The organism is Gemmatimonadaceae bacterium (assembly GCA_020852815.1).
GTDB lineage: Bacteria > Gemmatimonadota > Gemmatimonadetes > Gemmatimonadales > Gemmatimonadaceae > SCN-70-22.
The window spans coordinates 116,692-140,133 of record JADZAN010000036.1; the positions used below are offsets into that span (position 1 = coordinate 116,692).

18 protein-coding genes and 1 riboswitch are annotated in these 23,442 nt (G+C 67.5%); of the genes, 9 read left to right on the forward strand and 9 right to left on the reverse strand.

Translation table 11 applies throughout. From position 1 onward, the window contains the following. Nucleotides 1-4 precede the first annotated feature (4 nt). Nucleotides 5-1,231, reverse strand: coding sequence for an MFS transporter (locus IT359_18150; GenBank protein ID MCC6930919.1), 1,227 nt, complete (start codon nt 1,229-1,231; stop codon nt 5-7). Nucleotides 1,232-1,355: 124 nt separating this feature from the next. Between IT359_18150 and IT359_18155 the strand changes: the two genes are divergently transcribed. From IT359_18155 to IT359_18170, 4 genes are all read left to right on the forward strand, one after another. Next, entirely contained in the window at nt 1,356-2,636 is a 1,281-nt protein-coding gene (locus tag IT359_18155; protein ID MCC6930920.1) for a VWA domain-containing protein, read from the forward strand. A gap of 110 nt (nt 2,637-2,746) precedes the next feature. Continuing rightward, nucleotides 2,747-2,821, forward strand: a riboswitch (SAM riboswitch). Between the two features lie 66 nt (nt 2,822-2,887). Further along, nucleotides 2,888-3,874 (forward strand): homoserine dehydrogenase, encoded by a 987-nt coding sequence (locus IT359_18160; protein MCC6930921.1) that lies wholly within the window; start codon nt 2,888-2,890, stop codon nt 3,872-3,874. A gap of 138 nt (nt 3,875-4,012) precedes the next feature. Further along, nucleotides 4,013-5,161 carry a molybdopterin-synthase adenylyltransferase MoeB gene (gene moeB / locus IT359_18165; protein ID MCC6930922.1) on the forward strand — a complete coding sequence of 383 codons (1,149 nt, stop codon included), beginning with the start codon at nt 4,013-4,015 and terminating at the stop codon, nt 5,159-5,161. A gap of 69 nt (nt 5,162-5,230) precedes the next feature. Continuing rightward, a complete protein-coding gene (locus IT359_18170; GenBank protein MCC6930923.1) occupies nt 5,231-5,992 on the forward strand; it encodes an A/G-specific adenine glycosylase in 762 nt (253 codons plus the stop codon). A 317-nt stretch (nt 5,993-6,309) separates the two neighbouring features. On the opposite strand, the gene IT359_18175 is transcribed toward IT359_18170, so the two are convergent. Next, a complete protein-coding gene (locus IT359_18175; GenBank protein ID MCC6930924.1) occupies nt 6,310-7,662 on the reverse strand; it encodes a citrate synthase in 1,353 nt (450 codons plus the stop codon). 223 nt (nt 7,663-7,885) lie between these two features. Between IT359_18175 and IT359_18180 the strand changes: the two genes are divergently transcribed. After that, nucleotides 7,886-8,704 (forward strand): sulfite exporter TauE/SafE family protein, encoded by an 819-nt coding sequence (locus IT359_18180; GenBank protein MCC6930925.1) that lies wholly within the window; start codon nt 7,886-7,888, stop codon nt 8,702-8,704. A 233-nt stretch (nt 8,705-8,937) separates the two neighbouring features. Further along, entirely contained in the window at nt 8,938-10,176 is a 1,239-nt protein-coding gene (locus tag IT359_18185; GenBank protein MCC6930926.1) for a GGDEF domain-containing protein, read from the forward strand. Nucleotides 10,177-10,309: 133 nt separating this feature from the next. Here the strand turns inward: IT359_18185 and IT359_18190 are convergent, their stop codons facing one another. The 4 genes from IT359_18190 to IT359_18205 all read right to left on the reverse strand — a co-directional run bounded on the left by IT359_18190 (nt 10,310) and on the right by IT359_18205 (nt 15,338). After that, nucleotides 10,310-11,059 carry an EVE domain-containing protein gene (locus tag IT359_18190; GenBank protein MCC6930927.1) on the reverse strand — a complete coding sequence of 250 codons (750 nt, stop codon included), beginning with the start codon at nt 11,057-11,059 and terminating at the stop codon, nt 10,310-10,312. Nucleotides 11,060-11,205: 146 nt separating this feature from the next. Then, nucleotides 11,206-12,417, reverse strand: coding sequence for an aminotransferase class V-fold PLP-dependent enzyme (locus IT359_18195; protein ID MCC6930928.1), 1,212 nt, complete (start codon nt 12,415-12,417; stop codon nt 11,206-11,208). 207 nt (nt 12,418-12,624) lie between these two features. Further along, nucleotides 12,625-13,797, reverse strand: coding sequence for a HAMP domain-containing histidine kinase (locus IT359_18200; protein ID MCC6930929.1), 1,173 nt, complete (start codon nt 13,795-13,797; stop codon nt 12,625-12,627). 14 nt (nt 13,798-13,811) lie between these two features. Beyond that, on the reverse strand, nt 13,812-15,338 hold the full coding sequence (locus tag IT359_18205; GenBank protein ID MCC6930930.1) for a sigma-54-dependent Fis family transcriptional regulator: 1,527 nt from the start codon (nt 15,336-15,338) through the stop codon (nt 13,812-13,814). Between the two features lie 441 nt (nt 15,339-15,779). On the opposite strand from IT359_18205, the gene IT359_18210 reads away from it, so the two are divergent. Next, on the forward strand, nt 15,780-18,221 hold the full coding sequence (locus tag IT359_18210; protein MCC6930931.1) for a polysaccharide biosynthesis tyrosine autokinase: 2,442 nt from the start codon (nt 15,780-15,782) through the stop codon (nt 18,219-18,221). Between the two features lie 213 nt (nt 18,222-18,434). On the opposite strand, the gene IT359_18215 is transcribed toward IT359_18210, so the two are convergent. Further along, nucleotides 18,435-19,385, reverse strand: coding sequence for a response regulator (locus IT359_18215; GenBank protein ID MCC6930932.1), 951 nt, complete (start codon nt 19,383-19,385; stop codon nt 18,435-18,437). A gap of 593 nt (nt 19,386-19,978) precedes the next feature. Here IT359_18215 and IT359_18220 point away from each other — a divergent pair. Both IT359_18220 and IT359_18225 read left to right on the forward strand, forming a co-directional pair. Continuing rightward, nucleotides 19,979-20,779: a polysaccharide biosynthesis/export family protein gene (locus tag IT359_18220; protein MCC6930933.1), complete on the forward strand. Its 801-nt coding sequence runs from the start codon at nt 19,979-19,981 to the stop codon at nt 20,777-20,779. A 47-nt stretch (nt 20,780-20,826) separates the two neighbouring features. Continuing rightward, entirely contained in the window at nt 20,827-21,654 is an 828-nt protein-coding gene (locus tag IT359_18225) for a sugar transferase (GenBank protein MCC6930934.1), read from the forward strand. A gap of 170 nt (nt 21,655-21,824) precedes the next feature. On the opposite strand, the gene IT359_18230 is transcribed toward IT359_18225, so the two are convergent. Both IT359_18230 and IT359_18235 read right to left on the reverse strand, forming a co-directional pair. Then, nucleotides 21,825-22,997 carry a radical SAM protein gene (locus IT359_18230; protein ID MCC6930935.1) on the reverse strand — a complete coding sequence of 391 codons (1,173 nt, stop codon included), beginning with the start codon at nt 22,995-22,997 and terminating at the stop codon, nt 21,825-21,827. A gap of 217 nt (nt 22,998-23,214) precedes the next feature. Further along, a partial coding sequence (locus tag IT359_18235) for a hypothetical protein (protein ID MCC6930936.1) occupies nt 23,215-23,442 on the reverse strand: 228 nt, incomplete at its 5' end.

Genomic DNA, 23,442 nt, shown 5'->3' on the forward strand with positions numbered 1-23,442 from the left:
CGCGCTACAACTCGCGCACCTCCGGATAGCGCCGAAACGCCCACCAGCCGTAGACCAGCATCAGGAGCGCCGCACCGCCAATCGCGGCATCGATCCCGAAGACGCGCGCCACCACACCGCCGCCGAACGCCCCCACCACCTGCGGCAACCCGACCACGATGATGGAGTAGATCGCCATCAACCGGCCGCGGAACGCGTCAGGCACGATCGACTGCATGAGCGTGTTGGCGAGCGCGTTGTTGATGATCATCACGAAGCCGGTCACCAGGAGGACGACGTACGCCAGGTGCGGCGAACGGACGAACGACAGCGCGAAGAGCAGCGCCCCAAAGGCGAACGACGTCCGCGTGAGCAGCCGACCGCGTGAGCGCGGCGCCGACGCCGCCAGCACCAACGCCCCCGCCAACCCCCCGATCCCCACGGCGGAGAGAATCACGCCGTAGCCGTCGGCCTCCAGCCCCAACATGTCGCGCGCCATGACCGGCATGAGCGAGAGGTAGGGATTGCCGAGGATCGAGAAGACGGTGATGACCTCGATGAGGCCGCGCACGCGATGGTCGTTCCGCACGAAGGCGAGCCCTTCCCGGATCCCCTCCATGGGCGACGTCGTGTGGACGACCGGCGTGTGCGGCGGGAGCGCGATGCGCGAGAGCCCGATGAGGACGGTGAGGTAGCTGAGCGCATTGACGCCGAAGCACCAGGCGAGCCCGAACTTGGCGATGATCACCGCCGCCACCGCGGGGCCGAAGATGCGGGCCAGGTTGAACCCCGACGAGTTGAGCGCGATCGCGTCGCGCAGGTCGTCGCGCCCCACGAGGTCGATCATCAGCGACTGACGCGCCGGAATCTCCACGCTCCCGATCGCCCCGCCCAGCAGCGCCAGCGCTATCAGCCCCGGGATGTTGATCCGCCCGGACCAGGTGAAGTACCAGAGCAGCACCGCCTCCACCAGCAGGAGGCTTTGCGCGATCTTCACCAGCTTCAGCTTGTCGCTGCGATCGACGGTGACGCCCGCGTGCAGCGAGAAGAGGAGGATGGGGAGCGACCCGCTGAACGCGACGAGCCCGACGATGAACGCGCTGTTGGACAGCTCGAGGGCGAGCCACCCCTGCGCCATCGACTGCATCCAGGTCCCGATGAGGGAGAGCGTCTGCCCCACCCAGAAGCGACGGAAGTTCGCGTGGGTGAGCAGGACCCGGAACGGGTTCAGTGAGCGGCGAGGGGGCGTCACAGAAGGAGAAGTTACTCGACCGACCCCTGATGAGGGATCGCCGATACCGCCGTTCGTGTTGTATGCTGGTGGGACGGAGTGCACGTCCGGCTCCATCGGTCGATCCGCTGCTCCCGAGGTCGTCATGCGTTCGCATACGTACAGCAAGTTCTCCCCCGAGGCCGCGGACGCCATCGACCTCGACGCGCTGCTGGAACAGCTCTCCGACTTCCTCCTGCAGTCGGGCTTTGCGGGGGGCGCGCAGTACCATCCGTTCTGGGGTGAGACGGGAGAGGACGGCGACCGGTCGCTCGACGCCCTCAAGCAGGCCATCCTGCAGGCGCTGATCGACAGCGGGCAGTTCACCCCCGAGATGCTCAAGGCGCTCCGCGGCGACGACGACGAGGACGCGCAGGACTCGCTCGCCGGGCTGCTCGACGACCTCGTGAAGCGCCTCATCGAGCAAGGCTTCCTGAACCTCGAGGCGCCGCCGGAGATCCCCGACTCGCATGAGGCGATCGAGGGGCCCGGCGGGCTCGCCCGCGCCGCCTCGCGCGACGTCAACTTCCGCCTGAGCGACAAGGGGATCGACTTCCTGGGCTACAAGGCGCTCCGCCACATCCTCGGGTCGTTAGGCAAGTCGTCCGTGGGGAGCCACGACACCCCCTTCCTCGCCACCGGCATCGAGGCCGACGCGTCGAGCAAGCCGTACGAGTTCGGCGACACGCTCAACCTCGACGTCAACGAGACGCTCAAGAACACGCTCACCCGCACGGGATCGTTGGAGGCCCCGCTCGACATCGACTATCCCGACCTCATGGTGCGGCAGGCGGAGTACCGTTCGTCGTGCGCCACGGTCCTCATGCTCGACTGTTCGCACTCGATGATCCTGTACGGCGAGGACCGCTTCACCCCCGCCAAGAAGGTCGCCCTCGCGCTCACGCACCTCATCCGCACGCAGTTCCCCGGCGACACGATTCGCGTGGTGCTCTTCCACGACTCGGCGGAGGAGATCCCCATCGCCACGCTCGCCCACGCGCAGGTGGGCCCCTATCACACGAACACCGCCGAAGGTCTCAAGCTCGCGCGCCGCATCCTGATGGCGCAGAAGAAGGACATGCGACAAATCGTCATGATCACCGACGGCAAGCCGAGTGCGCTGACGATGCCGAACGGCCAGGTGTACAAGAACTCCATGGGCCTCGACGCCTTCGTCCTGCAGGAGACGATTCGCGAAGTCGCCAACTGCCGCCGCGCGGGGATCGTCATCAACACCTTCATGCTCGCCCGCGACCGCGCCCTGGTCGAGTTCGTGAAGCACGTCTCGTCGATCTGCCGCGGCAAGGCGTACTTCACCAACACCATGACGCTGGGTCAGTACATCCTCATGGACTTCCTGCGGAAGAAGACGCGCAAGGTCTCCTGAAGCCGTCGCGACCGTCGCGCTCGTCGCGACCGTCGCGCTCAAGCGCGTCCGGCGCCTGCCGACACTCCCACTTGCGCACCCGAGGAGGGCGCGCTAGGATGCGCTCCATAACCGAAGCTCGTGGCGATTTACGGCATATTGCGGCCACGTAAAACATCTCGCTAAAAAGCCACTCAGTCCGGGGCTTTTGCCGTCGGGCTTTTTTTTTCCCCCCGACGTCAAGGCGCGGCGAGTGGGGGAGAAGAAGCACCATGACACTTCCCGTCCTCCGCGTCGGGCTCATTGGCAACGGCACCGTCGGCTCCGCCTTCGCAAGCGCACTCGACGCCAACCAGGAGCGCCTGACCCAGCGCCTTGGCGCTCGCCTGCGCCTCACGCAGGTCGCCGTCCAGCACCCCGACCGCCACCGCTCCACGCTTACCGGCGTCCGCGTCCACGACGACGCTGAGGGGCTCGCCCTCGACCAGGGCGTCGACGTGGTCGTCGAGGCCAGCGGCGCACCGAACGCCTCGCAGTGGCTCCATCGCGCCATTGCGCGCGGCGCGGCGGCCGTCTCGGCAAACAAACAGGCGATTGCCGCCGATCGAACGCTCCTCGCGCTCCTCGCGGATCGTCATCCGCTCCTGCACTGCGAGGCCGCCGTCGCCGCCGCACTCCCCATCGTGCGCGCCCTGCGCGATTCGCTCGACGGCGAGGAGATCCACAACATTCGCGGCGTCCTGAACGGGACCACCACCTTCATGCTCTCGCAGATCGAGCGCGGCGCGCGCTTCAGCGATGCGCTCACCCTCGCGCAGGAGTTGGGCTACGCCGAAGCCAATGCGGAGGCGGATCTCAGCGGGCGCGATGCCGCGGCGAAGCTCGCCATCCTCGCCACGCTCGCCTGGCGCCGCCCGGTCACCGTGCACGACGTCACGACCAAGGGGATCAACGAGAATATCGTCGACGTGGTGCGCGTCGCGCGCGAGCACGGAAGCCGCGTGCGCCTGGTGGCCGAGGCGTGGGAAGACGCCGCGTTGCAGCTGCGTGTGGAGCCGCGGATCCTGCACCCGCGCGACGTCCTGGCGCGCTCGGAGGACGTGGTGAACGTGGTGGAGGTCCAGAGCGCGCTTGCCGGGCCGCTGGTCTGGTATGGTGCGGGGGCGGGCGGCGCACGCACCGCTTCCGCGTTGTTGGGAGACCTGCTGGTCGCCTCCCGCGCCCTGGTCGGCGCCACTGCCGGAAGGATTGCGGCGTGAGCACCGCACGGCACCCCCGCCGCGCCTCAAGGCTCCGGGAGGTTCACCCCCTCGTCGCCGCCGCCAACGCGCCATAGGTTCCGATGGGTGTCACCTTCCGAGTCGCGTCCCCTCACCGCCGCCGCCGATCACGCGCCCGTGGGCGATTCCCTTCCTGAACTTTCGCCCGACGAACTGATCCGCTACTCGCGCCACTTCCTGCTGCCGGGAGTTGGGCTCGATGGGCAGCGGACGCTCAAGGCGGCCCGCGTCCTCATCGTCGGCGCGGGAGGGCTTGGCTCTCCCGTTGCCCTCTACCTCGCCGCCGCCGGCGTGGGCACGCTGGGTATCGTCGACTTCGACCGCGTCGACGTGACCAACCTGCACCGCCAAATCCTCCACGGCACGAGCGATGTGGGGCGCAGCAAGCTGCAGTCGGCCACCGACCGGCTGCGCGAGGTGAATCCCTTCGTCACGGTGGAACCGCACGAGATGCGCCTCACCGCGGCCAATGCACTCGAGCTGTTCCGTCGGAACGACGTCATCATCGACGGCACCGACAACTTCCCGACGCGCTACCTGGTCAACGACGCCTGCGTCCTCACGGGAAAGCCCAACGTCTACGGCTCCATCTACCGCTTCGACGGACAGGTCTCCGTCTTCTGCACGAGCGACGGCCCGTGCTATCGCTGCATCTATCGCGAGCCGCCGCCAGCGGGAACGGTCCCCAGTTGCGCCGAAGCCGGCGTGCTCGGCATCCTCCCCGGCATCGTGGGCGTGCTGCAGGCAACCGAGGCGATCAAGTTGATTCTCGGCATCGGCGAGCCGCTCATTGGACGGCTCACCATGGTCGACGCACTCGGCGCGCGGCAGCGGACTGTGAAGATCAGCAAGGACCCCACGTGCCCCGCGTGCGGCACCCGCGAGCTGCAATCTCTCATCGATTACGATGCGTTCTGCGGCATCGGTGCGGCGCCGGCACAGACGCCCGTCCCCGAGATCACGCCCCGGGAGCTGGCCGCGAAGCTCGAGCGCGGCGATGACTTCGTCCTGATCGACGTGCGCGATCCGCACGAGTACGCGATCTCCCGGATTCCTGGCGCGCGCCTGGTGCCACTCGGCGGCTTCGCCGACGCGATCCCGACGCTCGACGCGGGGACCGACATCGTGATCCACTGTCGCAGCGGCGTGCGCAGCGCCGCCGCCGTTCGCCAGCTGCAAGCCGCGGGATTCACGCGCGTGTGGAACGTGGCGGGCGGGATCCTGCGCTGGTCCGACGACGTGGACCCGACGGTGGCGAAGTACTAGACACCATCGACGCGCCCAGGCGCCCCGCCCCTCCCAAGGTGCCGGGGCGCCTGGTTACGTTATGCGCCCATGACGATTCGGAAGCAGCCGCGAACGACCAGTCGTCCAGCGGCGACACGAGGCGCCACGCGTGCCGCCCCCCTCCCCTCCACAGAGGTCGCGCGCGACTTCTCGCGCCGATTGCGCGCCTGGTTCAGGCGTCACGGACGCGACCTCCCCTGGCGCCGCACGCGCGACCCGTATCGCATCCTCGTCTCCGAGCTCATGCTGCAACAGACGCAGGTCTCCCACGTCATCGACTTCTACCACCGCTTCCTGGAGCGCTTCCCCACGCTGCACCACCTCGCCGAGTCGCCGCGGGAGCACGTACTCGACGCATGGTCCGGGCTCGGGTACTACGCGCGCGCGCGCAACCTGCATGCGCTCGCGCGCACCGTCACGCGCGATGGCGGCGGCACACTCCCCAGCGAACCGGCGGCACTCCGTACCCTTCCCGGCGTTGGAGCCTACACCGCGGGAGCGGTCGCCTCGTTCGCCTTCGAGCAACGCGCCGAACTCGTCGACACGAACGTGGCGCGCGTCCTCTCCCGCGTCTTTGCCCCGCGGCGCAACCCCAAGCGCCCGCGCGACCTCACGCAGTTATGGCGCATCGCCGAAGCGGTCCTTCCCGCCCGCGGCCGCGCCGCCTGGACGCACAACCAGGCGCTCATGGAGCTTGGAGCGGTCATCTGCACGGCACGCGTCCGCGCCTGCGGTCGCTGCCCGGTGGCGACGCTCTGCCGCACCCGCGCGGCCGACCGCGTCCCGCGCGACGAACATCCGGCCCGGTAGCCCACCCGCGCCACCGCGGGCGAGGCGCGCGTCACGTCGAGGGACCGCGACTCCAAAGCTCCCACAACGACGTTGCGTCGAATCGCATATCCTCATCGCCGACCCAACCGACCGGAAGACCGGCCTCTGGCTCGACGGCGACGCCTTCCCGCGGCGCAGACGGGCCTGGCGCCGCCGAGCGCCGCTGAACGCCGCTGAACGCCGCCGGACGCCGCTGAACGCCGCCGGACGCCCTAACGACGCGTGCCCCCGGACGCCGTGGCGCTCGGGGGCACGCGTGGTTCGAGATCAACCGCTGCTACAGCAGCGAACCGCTGCTACAGCAGCGAGATCGTCTTGTCGTGCTTCCTGGAATAGTCCAGCGACGGCGCGTACGGACGCTCGTCGTAGCCGGTGTAGATCTGCCGCGGGCGCGCGATCTTCTGCTCCTTGTCCAGCAGCATCTCCTCCCACTGCGCCAACCACCCCGAGAGGCGAGGAATGGCGAAGAGGACGGTGAAGTAGTCGGTGGGGAACTTCATCGCGCGGTAGATCAGCCCCGTGTAGAAGTCGACGTTGGGGTACAGCTTGCGCGAGATGAAGTACTCGTCCGACAGCGCGATGCGCTCCAGCTCCACCGCGATCTCGAGGTCCTTGTCCATCCCGACAGCTGCAAACACCTCGTCGGCCAGCTTCTTCACGATGCGGGCACGCGGGTCATAGCTCTTGTACACGCGGTGCCCGAAGCCCATCAGCCGCCCCTTCCCCGCCTTCACGCTCTCCACGAAGGCCGGCACATGCTTCACGTCGCCAATCTCGTTGATCATCCGCAGCACCTGCTCGTTCGCCCCGCCGTGGAGCGGGCCATACAGCGCCGAGATGCCCGCCGCGACCGCGCTGAACGGATCCACGTGCGACGACCCCACGGCGCGCACCGCGTTCGTCGAGCAGTTCTGCTCGTGATCGGCGTGCAGGATGAACAGGATCTCGATCGCCTTCGCGAAGATCGGGTTGGCCTCGTACTTCGGCTCCGACATCCGCGCGATCATCGACAGGAAGTTCTCGCTGTACGACAGGTCGTTGTCGGGATAGATGAAGGGGAGCCCCTTCACGTGCCGGTACGCGAACGCCGCGATGGTCGGCACCTTGGCCAGCAGGCGAATGATCGAGATGTCGCGCTGGTGCTTGTCGAAGATGTCCTTCGCCTCGGGATAGAACGACGACAGCGCCGCCACGCCCGCGACCATCATCGACATCGGATGCGCGTCGTACCGGAACCCCTCGAGGAACCGCTTGATGTTCTCGTGCACGTACGTGTGGTACGTGATGTCCTGCACCCACTGGTCGTACTCCTTCTGCTTCGGCAGCTCGCCATTGCGCAGCAGGTACGCCACCTCGAGGAAGCTCGCCTTCTCCGCCAGCTGCTCGATGGGGTAGCCGCGATAGCGCAGGATCCCCTTGTCGCCATCGATGTAGGTGATCGCGCTCCGGCACGATGCCGTGTTCATGAAGGCGGGATCGTACCCCATGATGCCGAAGTCATCGGCGTCGACCTTGACCTGCTTCAGATCGGCCGTGCGGATGGTCCCGTCGGTGATGGGGACCGTATACATCTTGCCCGTCCGTGTGTCACGGATCTCGAGGGCATCGGTGCTGGGCTGTGGCGCCTGTGACGTCGCCGTCGTGCTCATTTCCCGGTTCTCCGCTGAGGTGCTGCGAAAAGTGGTGGTCGTGCATCCAAGCTAGTCGAGTGCATCACCGCTCAACATTGCCGGGCGGCGCGCGCCGAGCTTTCTTCCCGCCGCCGGCATCGCAGGTCGCGGCGCGCGGTCGACGACCGCTGGACACCTTCCGGCCGCGCGCAAACTCCACGCGCGTGAACCAAAGCCCCCACCCAAGGAGCGCCACATCGCCGTGTCGGACACGAACCTCCTCCGGCTCGCCCTGATCGTCGTCGCCGCCGCTGCCGGCGGCGCCATCAACTCCGTCGCGGGCGGCGGGACGCTCCTCACATTCCCTGCCCTCATCGGGTTGGGCGTACCCGCCATCACCGCCAACGCCACCAGCACCGTGGCGCTCTGGCCGGGGGCGGTCGGCAGCATGCTGGGCTACATGGGTGAGCTCAAGGGGGCGAGAAGCTGGGCCGTCCGATTCGCCGTTCCGTCACTGCTCGGCGGCTTCGTCGGCGCGCGACTCCTCCTCGTCACCCCCGCCGATCGGTTCGACGCCCTCGTCCCCTGGCTCGTCCTCGGCGCCACCGCGCTCTTCCTCGTGCAGCGCCCCGCGATGCGGTGGCTGCGCGCGCACGCGGCGGACGCGCACGCGCCTCGCGCGCACGCCGCCGGCGAGGAGGGCGACCCCGCGCGTCGCCCTCCGCCAATCTCCGCGCTCGCCTATCAGTTCGCGGTCGGCGTGTACGGTGGCTACTTCGGCGCCGGTATCGGGATCCTCATGCTCGCCGCCCTCGGCTTCATGGGCTTCACGAACATCCACCGGATGAACGGGCTCAAGAATTGGGGAGGGCTGTGCATCAACCTGATGGCGGCGCTGACCTTTGTCGTCAGCGGTCTGGTCGACTGGCCGGTCGCCATCGCCATGGCCCTTGGTGCCGCACTCGGCGGGTACGGCGGGTCGCGACTCGCCCAACGGGTGCCGCAGGAGCGGGTCCGGCAGCTCATCATTGCCATCGGCCTCGCCAGCGGGATATGGCTCCTCTACGGCCGACTCTCGTGAGTGCTGGTGACGGCGCGCACACCGGACCAATCGCGCCCGTCGACTGACGAACGTGGTGGCCGTGCGCGCCGCGCAGCTGGCGGGACGAATGAAGGGCATTCACCTGACGGGTTGTGCGGATTCTGGAGACATGAGCCGATACTCATGACGTCGGGTCCCGCCGGCAAGCGCCGGATCCGTCGCATCGAAGTCGTCGTCATCGTCCACCTGCTGCGCCATCGCCATCATTCGTCATGAGCGTGTTGTCCTTCTTCGGCGGCAAGTCATCGCGCAAAGGGAACGCCGCGGCAACGCCCGCTCCGCCTCCACCTGAGGAGCCGCCGGAGGACAACAAGCAGATCTCCAGGGAAACCGGGATCGTGCTCGACGCGCTCGGCGCGATGCTGCAGACGTATGGCAAGTATGCCTTCGACACCGACTTCAAGGACGGGGACGACATCCGGCGCTTGGTGCATGCCTGGATGCTGCACGCCACCATGGGCGCGCCGCGCCCGGACCACACCAACGACCGGCCGTCGGCGGGCGTCTTCTACCGCGACTGGAAGGGGCTGCAGCAGTTCATTGGCGAGACGCGCCGCGACGAGAGCAAGTACGTCAATCGTGCGCTCGACGACATGCGTTCCGTCGTTTGGGCATTCGTGGCGGCCATTCACCAGGCCGTGGTGGAGGAGCACGAGGAGTCGCGCATTGCCGGCGACCACCTGGGGCGCATGCGCGTGGCCGTCGAGAGCAACTCCACGGACCTGATCAAGCGCGAGGCGCTGGCCGTGGTGTCGGTGATGGAGCAACTACTGCAACATCGCAAGGAGCGGCAGCGGCAACAGTTCGCGGTGCTCGCCGACAAGCTCAAGAACCTCGGGCGCGAACTCGAGGACGCGCGGCGCGAGAGCGCGCTCGACCCGCTCACCGGACTCGCCAACCGCAAGGCGTTCGACGAGTACATCACGCGCAGCATCGAGCTGCACTCGCTCCTCGGACAGCCGGCGTCGCTGATGATGATCGACGTCGACAACTTCAAGGGGATCAACGACCAGTTCGGCCACCCCGCCGGCGACACCGCGCTCAAGCAGGTCGCCAACGTCCTGTCGAAGACCTTCCTGCGCCGCGTCGACTTCGTGTGCCGATACGGCGGCGACGAGTTTGCGGTCATTCTGCAGGAGACGGCCCTTGGCAACGCGCAGCTCCTGGCGGAACGGCTTCGCCGTCAAGTGCAAGAGCTGCGGCCGCTCGACGTCCCGAACGGCGCCGCCGGCTCGGCGGGCGCGGCTGCCGCTGGTGCGGCGGCGGCAGGAAGTGACGCGGCAACGTCGCCGCAGCTCACGCTTTCGATCGGAGTTGCCGAACTCGCCTTCTCCGACGACGCCGGAGCGTGGATCAAGCGAGCCGATTCTGCGCTCTACCAGTCCAAGCACGCCGGGCGCGACACCGTCTCCGCGGCACCAACGGGCGCGGTGTTCGCCGGGGCCAGGTAAGAGCGGCCCGCCACGGGGCGCGGGCGGCGGGCAGCGGGCGGCGGGCAGCGAGCTACGGACGCTGCAGCTGACGGCAGGCGGCGAGAGATGAGCGCGGAGCGCGCCGGATCGCCGCAGCCCGCCGTTCGCGCGACTACTCGCCCGCCAGGCGCAACACGCCCGCCCACTCCTCCACGGTGAGGGGAGTAACCGACAGGCGGCTTCCCGGCTGCAACAGCTCCATCGTGGCCAGCGCTGGCGTCGCTCGCATGGCGGGGAGCGTGACCGGCCCCACCGCGCGCACTCCCTGCACGTCGACCATGAGCCACGTCGGCGCCGAGCGATCGCTCTTGGGATCGAAATGCGCGTCGTCTGGCTCGAACGCGGTCTGGTCGGGATAGGCCATCCTCACCACCTGCGCGATCCCCGACACGGCGGGAGGTTCGGCATTGGAGTGGTAGATGAAGACCAGGTCCCCCACGCGCATGTGGTCGCGCATGAAGTTGCGCACCTGGAAGTTGCGCACCCCGTCCCAGCCCGTGGTGCGCGCCGGGGCACGCATCAGGTCATCGAACGAGAACACCTCGGGTTCGGTCTTGAACAGCCAGTAGCGAACGCCATCGTCGCTTCGCGGAAGCGCGAACCGGTGAAAGCGCGGTGCCAGCGGTGCCGGCACCGGCGCCGCACTCCCCGTGCGCTTCGCGGCTGGCTTGACGGCCGATTTGGCGGCGGGCTTCTCGGCGCGCTTCGCGGCCAGTTTCGCGGCCAGTTTCGCGGCCAGTTTCGCGGCCGGCTTCCTTGCCAACTTCGCGCTCCCGCTTGCGCCTCGTTTCGCGCTCGCCTTTCCGGACACCGCCGACCGCGCGGAACCCTGTGTCGTCTTCGAGCGCTTGCGTGCCGACATCGTCCTGCATCCTCTCACGACATGGGCGCCGAGGAACGAGTGCCCCGGCGAGGCAAGCGCCCTCCGCCGGCTGCAATTCCCCGCAGGCCGCCGAAGGGCGCGGAACACCACACGTTCACGTCACCGCACCGCTCACCCCGCACCGCTCACACCGCGATCCCCTGGCGCGTGGCCTTGATCATCAACTCCGCGAACAGGTCGACCTCATCGAGCGTGCTGTAGATACTGGGCGTCACGCGCAGTCCGTGGAACTCGGGATGCACGATCGCCACCGTCATCACCTTGTGCTTGTGCCACAACCACTGCTGCAGCTTGGGCGTGTCGATCCCTTCGATGTTGGCCAGGGCGATCGCGCACGACTGCCGGTCGTCGAGCGGCGTCAGGACGTTGAAGCGCGAGCTTTCCGCCAGCAGCCGCTTGGCCCAGCGATCGCGCAGGTACCGCAGGCGCGCCGCCTTCCGTTCCATCCCGATCCCGCGATTGAACGCGACCGCCAGCGCGATCGCATTGTGGTTCGCCGCCGGGTGCGTCCCGATTTCCTCATACTTCCGGATGTTGTCATCCTGCGACGCCGCCGCACCCATCAACGGCCACAGCGACCTGATTCGGTTGCGCCTGACGTACAGGAAACCCGTCCCGATCGGGGCGTGCAACCACTTGTGCAGCGAGGTGCCGTAGTAGTCGGCGTCGAGGTCGTCGCGCGTGAACGGGAAGTGCGCAAAGGCATGCGCCCCATCCACGAACACCTCGATCCCCTTCTCGCGCGCCATCTGCACGATCTTGCGCACCGGGAGGATCTGCCCCGTGAGGTTCGTGATGTGCGTGACCTCGATGACCTTGGTGCGCGGCGTGATCGCGGCGCGGAACTGGTCGACGATGTAGTCATCCGACGGAGGCGGCACCTTGAACGACACCTGCTTGAGGACGATCCCCTCGCGCCGTTCACGCTGCTGCCACGACGTGATCATCCGCCCGTAGTTCTGGTTGGAGACAATCACCTCGTCGCCCCGCTTGAGGTCGAGCCCGAAGATCATCGTCTCGTTCGCCTCCGAGGCGTTGCGGACGATCGCCATCTCCTCGGGATCGCACTCGAACATGCGGGCCAGGTCGCGCCGCACCGTCTCCACACGCGGCTCCAGCACCTGCCACATGTGATCGACCGGGATCTGGTTCGAGAACTTGAGGTCCCGGATCATCATGTCCATGACATGCGTCGGCGCCGGGCTCACCCCACCGTTGTTCAGGTTGACCAGGGTCCGGTCGTCGTCGAACGCCATCTGGATCTGCGACCAGTAGGCCTCGTCCTCGGCCGCGGCCACGGCCGTCTTGCCTCGCACCAGGTCCTCGGCGCGGAACATCGTCGCGAACGCCGATCCCCTAAGCGTTGGCAGCGCGATCCCGGCGCGCATCATCGACGACATGAAAGCCCGACGGTCGGTCATGCGGCCCTCTCGACAGGTATGGAAGGGACAACGGAACGCCCAAAGCTGCGCGCCACACCCACGTCCGTCCAGACACCACCGACCATCCCGTGGACGGCCACCGCGCGCCCGGCGGGCGCGACCCTACATGCGCGACGGCTGCGGCAGCTCGAGGGTGAAGTGAAAGCGCGTCCCCTTCTCCAACTCCGTCTCCACCCCCAGCGCGCCACCCATCGCCCCCACCAGCTTCTGACAGATCGACAGCCCCAACCCGGCGCTCGAGAAGGCGTAGTCACCCGGTACCTGCCGCTGGCGAAACGCCTCGAACAGGTTGGTCATGACATGCTGCGGAATGCCACGGCCGGTGTCGCGCACCGAGAACTCCACGCGCGTGCGATCCAGTTCACTGCACGACACCTCCACCGCCCCGGTGTTGGTGAACTTGATCGCGTTGGTGGCCAGGTTGAGCAGGACGCGGTTGAGCGCCGCAGGATGTCCGATGCGCACATCCGCCGTGGGGCCCGTGCAACGCACGGCGAGCCGCTTCTCCTCCGCCATCGGGCGCAGGATGTCGAGGATCGACTGCAACACGTCCGACACGGAGAAGGCGATGGGCTGCTGGTCCATCAGCGTCGTGCCGCCGCGCGCCAGTTCGATCACGTCGCCCGCCAGAGCACTCAGGCCGAACGCGGCGCTGTAGATCAACCCCAGCTGCCGCTGCTGGATTGGCGCCAACTCGCCACCGGCCCCCGCCCGCAGGCGCTCGGCCAGGATCAGGATCGAGCCAAGTGGCGAGCGCATGTCGTGCGCCATCTCGACAACAAGCTGTTGCGCGTCGTTGCCCGTGAGGCGCGCCAGGAAGCGATGCGACGCATCGATGTCGAGCGCTTCCTGCACGCGTTCGAGCGCACGCAACACCTGCACGACCTCCAGCGACTCGGCGCGCACGTCGGGCGATTCGGCCTGCTCCAGGAAGGAGCGCCGCAGCAGCTCGAGCAGGCGACGCACCGGCACGTATGCCGGGAGTCGACCCATCGAGCCGCTACCATGAGCGACGTGCTGTCGTACCGCCTCCAGGATGACGGCCAGCGCGGCGCGGACATCCACTGTCGACGCCGCCGCATGCTCGGCCGGTTCCCACGTCGCCGCAACGTTAGCCGCCGCGGAGGTCAGCGCGCGCCATGTGGCGCCGGGAATCCCGCTGGCCTCCGCATCCGACGCGGCGACGGACGGTGCCTCCGCGGACGGTGGCTTGGCGCCCCTGCCGCGCCCCTTACCGCGGTTCCCCGCTGGGGTCGTCACCGCGCGCCGTGCCATGGTGCGGAGCCCATTCACTCGTCGAGCGGGGCGCCAATGTCATCGCGACGGAAGCCGTGCTTCTCCATCAATCGGTAGAGCGTCGTCCGGTCGATGTTGGCCAGGCGCGCCGCCTTGCTCATGTTGGAACCGGCGCGGGCGATGAGCTGCCCCAGGTACTCCTTCTCGAAGTGCGCGATGAGCTTGTCCTTCGCCACGTGGAAGGGCTCGTTCATCACGTTCGGCGGGAAGCCACCCTGCGAGGGCTCGCTCCCTACGTCGTCGTAGATCGGGACATCGTCGGGCAGCACCAGGTGCCCGGGTTCGGTGAGCACCGCCAGCTGCTCGATCACGTTTTGCAGCTCGCGGACGTTCCCGCGCCACGGGCGCGAGCGCAGGAACTCGATCGCCGACTCGGAGAGGCGCGGCTGCGCCTCTCCCGCCCCGCGGTGCCGCTCCCAGTAGTGCGTCAGGAAGTGGTTGGCGAGCAGCGGGATGTCCTCCGGGCGCTTGCGCAGCGGCGGGATCTGGATGGGGACCACCCGCAGCCGATAGAGCAGGTCCTCGCGCAGCGTTCCCTTGGCCACACACTCCTGCGGGACACGATTGGTCGCCGAGAGAAAGCGGACGTCGACGACCGCATCCTCCTTCTCGCTTCCCACGCGGCGCACCACGCCGTCCTGGATCACGCGGAGCAGCTTGGCCTGCAGCGGGAGCGACATCTCCGTCAGCTCGTCCAGGAATAGCGTCCCGCCGTTGGCGATCTCCAGCAGCCCGGGCTTGTCGCGGTCGGCGCCCGTGAAGGCCCCTTTCCGGTGCCCGAACAGTTCGGACTCCAGCAGCCCCTCGGGAAGGGCGGCGCAGTTGATGGGCACCAGCTGGCGCGAGGCGCGCCGCGAGTGCGCGTGGATGAACTGGGAGATGACCTCCTTTCCCGTCCCGCTCTCCCCCATGATCATCACCGACGCATCGGTGCTGGCAACCTTGCGGGCCAGCTCCACCGCCTTCCGGAAGGCCGGCGAGACGCCGAGCAGGGTGAGCTTGTCCGAGTTCCCGCTCTGCTTCGAGAGCTGGACCCGGAGGTCGCGCGTCTCCCGTGCGACCATGACCGCGTGCGACGCCCGTCCCACCAGGACCTGCAGGTGGGTGGCTGAGAACGGCTTGGGGAGGTAGTCCCAAGCCCCGGCCCGAAGCGCCTCGATGCTGGTGGTGACGCTGGGATTCCCCGTCATCACCACCACGATGGTGTCCTTCGACGCCTCGAGCGTCGCCTTGAGGATCTCCATCCCCGAGACGGGGGTCATGTAGAGGTCCACCAGCACGATGTCGAACCGGCGACGCTTGACCAGGTCGATGGCTTCGTCGCCCCGACCGAGCGTCGTGACGTTGAACCCATCCATCTGGAGGACCGACGCGCACCCTTCACGAAGGGTCCGGTCGTCGTCCACAATCAGGAGGCTCAGGTTGGCCTTAACTTCCGGGGAGATGGAGAGCGGGTCGCGCGACTCACCTTCCGTCGTCGGGCCTCGTTCACCATCGCGCACTGCAGCGCCAGTGGCCATCGAATGGAACCGTTGGGGTCAGAACCGAGGGGGATCGCCTGGGAGGCAGGGGCCAGGCGAGGCGATCGCCGCCGCCGTGCCGAGCTTCACGGAACTGGAGCATCGGCAGGCCGTAGACTGTAGTAGCGTCTCCGCAGCACAACCGCTGCAGTGTGTCACCGCGCTAAATACGATTGAGAAGTGCAGAGGTCAAGCTACAGTCTGGCGTAGGAGCAACACCCAATGTTTATCACAAACAACATGCGTGTTGGGTCACATCCACAGACATTCTGTCTCATGACGCCCGCCGGCCCCGTCCGTCACGTCCGAGCCGCTTTGGGCCCGGATTTGCGTTAGAAGGCGCCGACGCGCCCACGAGCGCGCGGCGCGAAGCACACTTGCGCCCTTTTTTGCGGTATAGTCGTCTACTGCTTGTCGTTACCACACGCTGACCACGCAGACATGTCCGGCAACCTCGTTCCCTCGTCAGCTCATGCCGCGGCGACACGCCCGGATGGCTACGCCCCGCCCCTCGCGCAGTGGGGGGGACCTCCGGCGGCGCCACCCAGTGCGGGGGGCGGAATCGGCGACCAGATCGCGCGATCCCTCGCGGCGATCAAGCGATACAAGTGGCTGATCCTCGTGATCATCAGCGTCGGGACCGTCGCGGGCTTCTTCCTCACCCGCGTGACCGACCCGATGTACTTCACCGAAGCCAAGGTCTGGGTGCAACAGGGCCCCAACGGCAAGGGGATCGTGGCTGCACCGGGAGCGTCGCAGTCGGAGGCGGCGTGGATCGAGCTCGTGCGCTCCTTCCAGGTGCTCGACCGGGTCGCCGCCAACCTCGGCATGCAGGTGAAGCCGACGGCGAAAAAGGACCTCGCCGTGCTGCGCACCCTCGTGCCGACGGACACGCTCCAGGCCGGCGCCTACCGGCTCGACGTCGACGGAGCGAACTACACACTCAAGTTCATCCCGGCCGACCCCGCCTCGCAGGCGCACGTCATGGAGACGGGGACGGTAGGCGATACGATTGGGCGCACGGCCGGCTTCGTGTGGCAGCCGACGGCCGAGCAACTCGCCGGCACCAAGCGCCTCGAGTTCTCCGTGGTGTCGTACCGCGAGGCAGCCATCGGGCTGGCGAGGAACCTGACGGTCATCCTGCCGCTCAACTCGAACCTCATGCGCGTGCAGCTCACGGGCGAGGATCCGAAGTTCATCGCCGCGGCGGTCAACCAGACCGTGCGTGACTTCACGGCGGAAGCCGACCGGCTCAAGCGGCTCAATCTCGAAGTCACCTCGGAGACGGTGGAAGAGCACCTGCGAGGCGCCGCAGCACAGCTGAATGCGGCGCAGGCCGCGTACGAGTCGTTCAAGGTCAACACGATCACGCAGCCGAGCGAGAACGTCATCGCGACGCCGGGAATCAGCTCCGCGATGAACCCGGTGTTCCAGTCCTACTTTTCCGACAAGTCCCAGCTTGAATCGGCGCGCCGCGATCGCGAGGCGCTCCAGCGTGTCATCACCGACGCGAAGAACAACGGGGGGCGCGTCTCGATCGAGACGCTGCGCGGCTTCCCGGCGCTGATGGGCAACAATCCGCAACTGGGCACCGCGCTCAACGACCTCGCGCTGGCGCAGGCCACGCTTCGCAAGCTGCAGCTGACGTACACCGAAGCGCACCCGTTCGTGAAGGATGCGCAGTCCACGGTGGAGCGCCTCGAGACGCAGACGATTCCGCAGCTGGTGAACTCGTCACTGGTCGAGCTCTCGTCGCGCGAGAGCGAGATGCAACGCCGAGTCGATGGCGCATCGGTGGAGATGAAGAAGATCCCCGCGCGTACGATCCAGGAGATGCAGCTCAAGCGCGAAGTCGACATTGCTGCCTCGATGTACGCCGACCTGGCGCAGCGTGCGGTTGGCGCGCGTCTCGCCGAGCGCTCGGTGACACGAGATCTCAACGTCCTCGATACGGCCGTGGCGCCGCGCTTCCCGACCAGCGACACCACGACGAGCATCTTCATCATGGCCGTCCTGGCGAGCATCGGCGCCGGTCTCGCGCTGGCGCTCCTGCTCGACCGCCTGGATCGTCGCTTCCGCTATCCGGACCAGGCGACCAACGAGTTGGGGCTCGATATCGTTGGCGCGATCCCGACGTACCGGAACACCCGCCGCCCGGCGGCCCGACTCGAGGAGGCCACGCAACTCGTCGAGGCGTTCCGCAGCATCGCGCTGTCCGTGCGCCACGCCTTCGAGGGCATCGGCCCGGTGCAGCTGACGATCTCCTCCCCGGGGCCGGGCGATGGCAAGTCGTTCACGAGCGCCAACCTGTCGTCGGCGCTCGCCGACTCGGGCTTCCGGACGGTGATCGTCGACGGCGACATCCGTCGGGGAGAGTTGCACACCGTATTTGGCGAGATGGATCAGGCACCGGGGCTCATCGACTATCTCTCCGGCGAGGCAACGCTCGAGCAGGTGGTGCGCCCCACGCAGCACCATGCCAACCTCTTCGTCGTGCCCTGCGGCAAGCGCCGCAAGCACGGCCCCGAGCTTCTGGCATCGGAACGCATGCGCGAGTTCCTGGACGAGCTGCGCGCACGCTTCGACGCCATCATCGTCGACAGCGCCCCGTTGGGCGCCGGCATCGATGCCTTCGCGCTGGGCGCCGCGACCGGATCGATGCTCGTGGTCCTGCGGGCCGGCGAAACCGATCGCAAGCTCGCCCAAGCCAAGCTCACCGTCCTCGATCGCATGCCCGTCCGCATTATCGGCGCAATCCTGAACGACATCGGCGTGATGCCGCAGTTCAAGTACTACTACTACCTCGAGGGGTATCACGGCATCGAGGGGCCCGAGCACGCCAATACCGCCCTCCTGGGCGCGGGCGGGTCCAAGCGCGGATAGCAGGCGCGCGCGCTGCACCTGGCGCGCGCAGATGCAGGCGCATGGCCCTCGCGCCAACGCGCGACGTGTACTTCAGGAAGCGCCGGTGACGCTCGCGTCGCCGGCGCTTCGCCGTGGATGGCACCGGCGCCGCGCATGACGCGCCCACCCCTCGAAACGCGCGCGGGCGGCGTGGACTCGACACGCCGCCCGCGACCGCCTGTCCGGCAACCGCTACGGAACGATGGGGACCTCGAGCAGGTCGTGCGCGCGCGCACCGTCGACGGCGTCGGGGCCTCGCGCCTGACGCAACGCGCTCGCCGCGCGCAGGAGGAGCTCGACCGCGTCGAACGACGACTGCGCGAAGTCGGCAACGGCGCAATACCCCGCGCGCACCTTGAGACGCCGGGGAACTCCGTCCACCGTCGCCGGCGATGACTCGAGTTCGCGTTTCAGTCGGTCAACGAACCTGAGCGCCCCACCCTGGTCCATCGATGGCGCGATGACCGCAAACTCGCCCCGCCCCAGGCGGCCAATGGCGTCGGACGAGCGGGCGGTGCGCCTGAACACCTCCGAGACATGCTCGGCAAGGCGCACATCGAGCTCGTTGGACGCCTCGCCATTTTCCTCCACCACCGACCCCACCGCCACACACGCCAACGGCGTGTGGCGCCGGCTCGCATCCGCGCCAATCTCGCGCGCACGCCGGGCGAGGCCGCGCACATTGTAGAGCCCGGTCCCATCATCGATCAGCGACGCTTCGCGCGACTTGTCGATTTCGCGTCGCGCGCGCACGAACAGCTCGAGCTTGAGCAGCAGCGCCTCGGCGTCGATGGGCTGGCTGAGGAACTCCCACGCCCCGGCGCGATACGCCTCGAGTCGCTGGGCCCGCGACGCCGGACCCGCGGTCGTGACAATGATTGGCGTGGAGCGCGGAAACTCGGCGTCCTCGCGGAGCCGCTGGCAGATCTCGATTCCGGAAATGTCGGGCATGCCGACGTCGGCGATCACCACATCGGGAGAGAGGCGGCGCGCAAGCTCCAGCGCCTGCCGCCCGGTGTAGGCGCGCGCGGAGGCAAAACCCTGTGCTCCCAACACCGTCTCCAGCGAGCGCGCAGACCACTCCTGGTCGTTGGCCAGGAGCACGAGCGGCGGCGGAGATTCGTCGGGGCGAGGCTTTGCCATTGAGGAGACTGCAGATTGGGCCCTGAACGGGGCACAGGAGGTCATCCCGCAGGCCCGGTAGGCTGGATCGGGCATAGATGCAGGAGTCGTGCGGGAGCGTCAGGGGGCCGATTCCGCGCATTACCCACGTAAGACCGTGCAATGACCAACCCCGAGGGCGTGTCGACTGATGCGGTGGCGCCACATTCCGGAGCGCCCCGCAACGTTCGCGGAAGACGTACGCAGCATTTCGCGGCCGTCGGGCGTCGCTCCCGACCCAACGCCGGCGTCTCGACGCTGTATCTTCTGTCAGCCAGCGCCTTTCCAGAATCTGTATTCTGGTGAGAATGGAACGCTCGCCGTCGCTGGATCGTCCATCGGGCGGCAGCTCAATTGGTACCCGAACGTCGGGGACGGCCGACTGGCTCCCCCGCGCAACACCGTCGCTCCGCGTGGGGCCCCCGCCCAAGTCGTTGCCAGCGGGTGCGCTGCGGGGTTGGCGCTACACAAGGTGGCCGAACTGAGCTCCCGCGGGGCCTTTTGATTCCTCGTTAGCACGAAGGGTGCAGATTGGTGTTCTGCGTATGAGATTCCCAACTTCCTTGAATCGTGCTGTGATGACCTGCCGCTCCGGCTTCGTCGCGGCCTTGGCCATCGTTGCGACCGTCCTGACGCTCGGCGCCCCAGCGGGGGTGTCGGCGCAGAGCTCACTGGGCGAGGGGCGGCGCCAGGCCAAGCGGACGGAGCTCGAACAGGCCGCCAAGGCCACCGAGCAGGCGGCGCTCGTCACGCCAGACTCCAAGACCCGGGAACGCCTCATCGCCGAGGCGGCCGGCATCCGCCAGCGCCTCCGGAATGGCGACTTCCTCCCCGGCGATCGGATCTACCTGATCGTCGTCGGAGACTCGGCGCTCACCGACACCTTTACGGTCAAGGGAGATCGCCGGCTTTCACTGCCGAACATCCCCGATATCTCGCTTGCCGGAGTTCTGGACTCCGAATTGGGGACGCACCTCACAGCGGAGTTGGGCAAGTACCTCAAGACTCCCCAGGTGACCGCGCAGGGCATGGTCCGCCTCACGCTGACCGGTGGTATCGCGCAGAACGGGTTCCAGACGTTCCCGACCGACCAGGCCATCACCGACGTCATCATGACGTCGGGAGGATTCGGACCCAGCGCCAAGTTCGACGAGACAGAGGTCAAGCGCTCCGGCAAGGTCATTATCAACAAGAAGGAATTTCAGGACGCCGTACGTCAGGGTCGTACGGTGGGGGATCTCGCGCTGCGCGATGGCGACGAGATCTACATGCCCGTCAGCGCGGCGCCGGGTTCCAGGGGGCAGGGCCTGGTGCGGGTAATGGCCGTGGTCGCGCCGCTCTTCTGGATCGTTCGGCTCATCGCCCGAAACAACTAGCAGTTCGCAAACCACCACCTCGATGGATGTCAGGTTCGAGTCGATAAATGATAGAGTTGTCAGAGCCGCAGTCCGCCGGTGACCGCCCGGTGCGTCATACCACGCCACCGCCTCGCCGTGCCGGCCGATTGAAGGAAGGTCGGGACGTCACCACGACCGTCGAGCGCCCGCGCTCGGTGACGGCGGCCGCGCAGGCACGGCGTGACGATGTGATCGAGGTGATTCCGAACGAGCGTTCGGAGCGCCTCAATCGCCTCATGAACTTCTCGATCGCGGGACTGGCCCTCTTGCTCGTGTCGCCCGTGATGGTGCTCATCGCCATCGCGATCCGCCTCACCTCCCGCGGCCCGATCATCTACGCACAGGCACGCGTGGGACTCGATCGACGCTGGCGCGACACGCTCGCGCTGCGCGACCGACGCGCCGAGGACCTCGGCGGCCAGGTCTTCACGATCTTCAAGTTCCGCACGATGCGCGTGGACGCCGAGCGATTCTCGGGAGCGGTATGGGCGCAGGAGAACGATCCGCGCGTCACGCGGCTCGGGAAGTTCCTCCGGCAGTTCCGGCTGGACGAGCTGCCTCAGCTCTGGAACATCATGCGGGGCGACATGAACATCGTGGGCCCGCGCCCCGAGCGTCCGAGCATCGTGGCGCGCCTTCGCGAGATGATCCCGGAGTACAAGATGCGCCACCGCGTGAAGCCCGGCCTTACCGGGCTGGCGCAGATCAACCAGCACTACGACCAGAACCTCGACGACGTGCGCGGAAAGGTCCGTTGGGACCTCGAGTACATCCGGACGCAGGACATGTGGCTCGATCTCGCGGTGATGTTCAAGACGGTGCCGTCGGTCCTGCTGAGGTTCCGCGGCTGGTAACCAGGCCAACACCGCCCGGCGTGAGCTGCCCTCCAGCATAACGAGGCGGCGCCTTCCCTCGGGAACGGCGCCGCTTTCGTTTTTCCCGGGCCTCGAGCGCACGGAAGCACGACGCCCCCGCGTGGGCGGGGGCGTGCGCACACCAACGATCGCGGACCGGCTACGGCCGTTTAGGCGCTCGGCACCGCCTCGTCGTCTCCCGCTGGCGATGCGCTGCCGGGCTGTGGACCATCGGCGAGCGACACACTCGCCCGCTCCGACGGGTGTAACGGGAGCGGCTTGCGCCAGACCTTCCCCTTCACGAGCGCCTGCATCAGCGGCACCGGCTGGTACACGATGCTCGACCACATGAAGACCTCGGTCGTGCAGTAGCACTCCTTGCGCTCGATCTGCGAGCGCAGCTGGCGCGCCTCGGGGGAGTTCCAGATCTCGGGGAATGTCTTGTTGCGCAGGTTGCCGATCGGCTTGTGAATCTCGCAAACGCCAACGTCACCGTTGGCGTAGACCACGCCGGAGATGCGCCCCGCCTTGCACGGCACCACCTGGCGCTCCTGCTTCACCGTCTCGACCTTGGCCCACTGGAGCATCGGTTCCACGAGCGAACCCATGCGCCCTTCCTCGCGCGGCGCCCAGAGACGCTGGATGTACTCGTAGAGATCCTCGTACTGCTTGAGGCTCGGTCCGCGCAGCGTGGGATTCTTCCGGTCGCCGCGAATGATGGCCAGGTTGTGGTGCTCCATGTCCGGGCAGCGCTCGTAGAGATACGTCGTCAACTGACGGATCTCATCCATGTTGACGTCGGTCGCCGTCGAGATGGAGTGGATGCGCAGACGCGAATCCTCCTTCTGCAGCTCGACCAGGGCGTCGTACGTCTCCATCGCCTTGCGGAAGGCGTGCTTCGCGCCGCGGAACTTGTCGTGGAACTCGGGCATCCCGTCCAGGGAGAGCTCCACGGCAAAGAGGTCGAGCGCCGGCTCCTTGAGCACTTCACGGATCGCCGCGATGCAGCGCTCGGTGAAGAAGCCGTTGCTCGGAACGTAGACCTGCTTGACGCCGTTGGTGCGGATGAACTTCCGCACGATGTCGGCGAACTCCTTGCGAAGGAACGGCTCGCCGCCGGAGAGGTTGAGGTTCTCGATGTGCCCCAGCGAGTCCGAGAGGGCGAAGATCTCCTCGACCGAGAGGTCGTCGCGCTTGTTGAGGGCGGTCCAGTAGAAACAGTGTTCGCACTTCATGTTGCAGATGCTGTTGATGAACAACACCAGGAAGGGCGGGCTCGGCATGTCCCGGTAGGAATAGCTCGTCAACCGGGCGTGGCGCGCAAGGCGGGAAACGGGATTCACGCGCGCACCTCCGCGGTCTTCAACGCCATGATTTCGAGTCTAGCATGCCGGGCCGAGCGCTCCGTTGCCACCACGCGGGGCTCGCAGCGACAGAAGTGCACGAAAGTGCGCCGCAGGCGCGCGCGGACTGCTCCGACAGCAGCAGTGCGTGCAGAGACGCGCATCGAGCGACGTGGTGCGCGATCGGCAGCCGGTTGTCGAGCGATGCCAGCGACCGTCAGGACGGACTCATCCGGTTGTACACGGTCGCCACGGTCCGCCCAACGACGTAGCCGACCACGAACGCGTAGACAAACCCGATGACCGCCCCCGGCCACGAGACGGTGTACCCGGGGAAGTAGACGCCAAGCAGTCCAAGATGGGCCCCGACGTTGAGGCCGCCACGAAGCAAGAGGATAGCCGTCGCCGCAAAGAGACCGACGCCGGTGAGCAGACCGAGCGTCAA

Excerpts from the sequence above, each read along its gene's own strand:
- IT359_18155 (MCC6930920.1), top strand. The coding sequence starts at position 1,356 with ATGCGTTCGCATACGTACAGCAAGTTCTCCCCCGAGGCCGCGGACGCC.
- IT359_18160 (MCC6930921.1), top strand. The coding sequence starts at position 2,888 with ATGACACTTCCCGTCCTCCGCGTCGGGCTCATTGGCAACGGCACCGTC.
- IT359_18170 (MCC6930923.1), top strand. The coding sequence starts at position 5,231 with ATGACGATTCGGAAGCAGCCGCGAACGACCAGTCGTCCAGCGGCGACA.
- IT359_18175 (MCC6930924.1), bottom strand. The coding sequence starts at position 7,662 with ATGAGCACGACGGCGACGTCACAGGCGCCACAGCCCAGCACCGATGCC.
- IT359_18185 (MCC6930926.1), top strand. The coding sequence starts at position 8,938 with ATGAGCGTGTTGTCCTTCTTCGGCGGCAAGTCATCGCGCAAAGGGAAC.
- IT359_18190 (MCC6930927.1), bottom strand. The coding sequence starts at position 11,059 with ATGTCGGCACGCAAGCGCTCGAAGACGACACAGGGTTCCGCGCGGTCG.
- IT359_18195 (MCC6930928.1), bottom strand. The coding sequence starts at position 12,417 with ATGTTCCGCGCCGAGGACCTGGTGCGAGGCAAGACGGCCGTGGCCGCG.
- IT359_18200 (MCC6930929.1), bottom strand. The coding sequence starts at position 13,797 with ATGGCACGGCGCGCGGTGACGACCCCAGCGGGGAACCGCGGTAAGGGG.
- IT359_18205 (MCC6930930.1), bottom strand. The coding sequence starts at position 15,338 with ATGGCCACTGGCGCTGCAGTGCGCGATGGTGAACGAGGCCCGACGACG.
- IT359_18210 (MCC6930931.1), top strand. The coding sequence starts at position 15,780 with ATGTCCGGCAACCTCGTTCCCTCGTCAGCTCATGCCGCGGCGACACGC.
- IT359_18215 (MCC6930932.1), bottom strand. The coding sequence starts at position 19,385 with ATGGCAAAGCCTCGCCCCGACGAATCTCCGCCGCCGCTCGTGCTCCTG.
- IT359_18225 (MCC6930934.1), top strand. The coding sequence starts at position 20,827 with ATGATAGAGTTGTCAGAGCCGCAGTCCGCCGGTGACCGCCCGGTGCGT.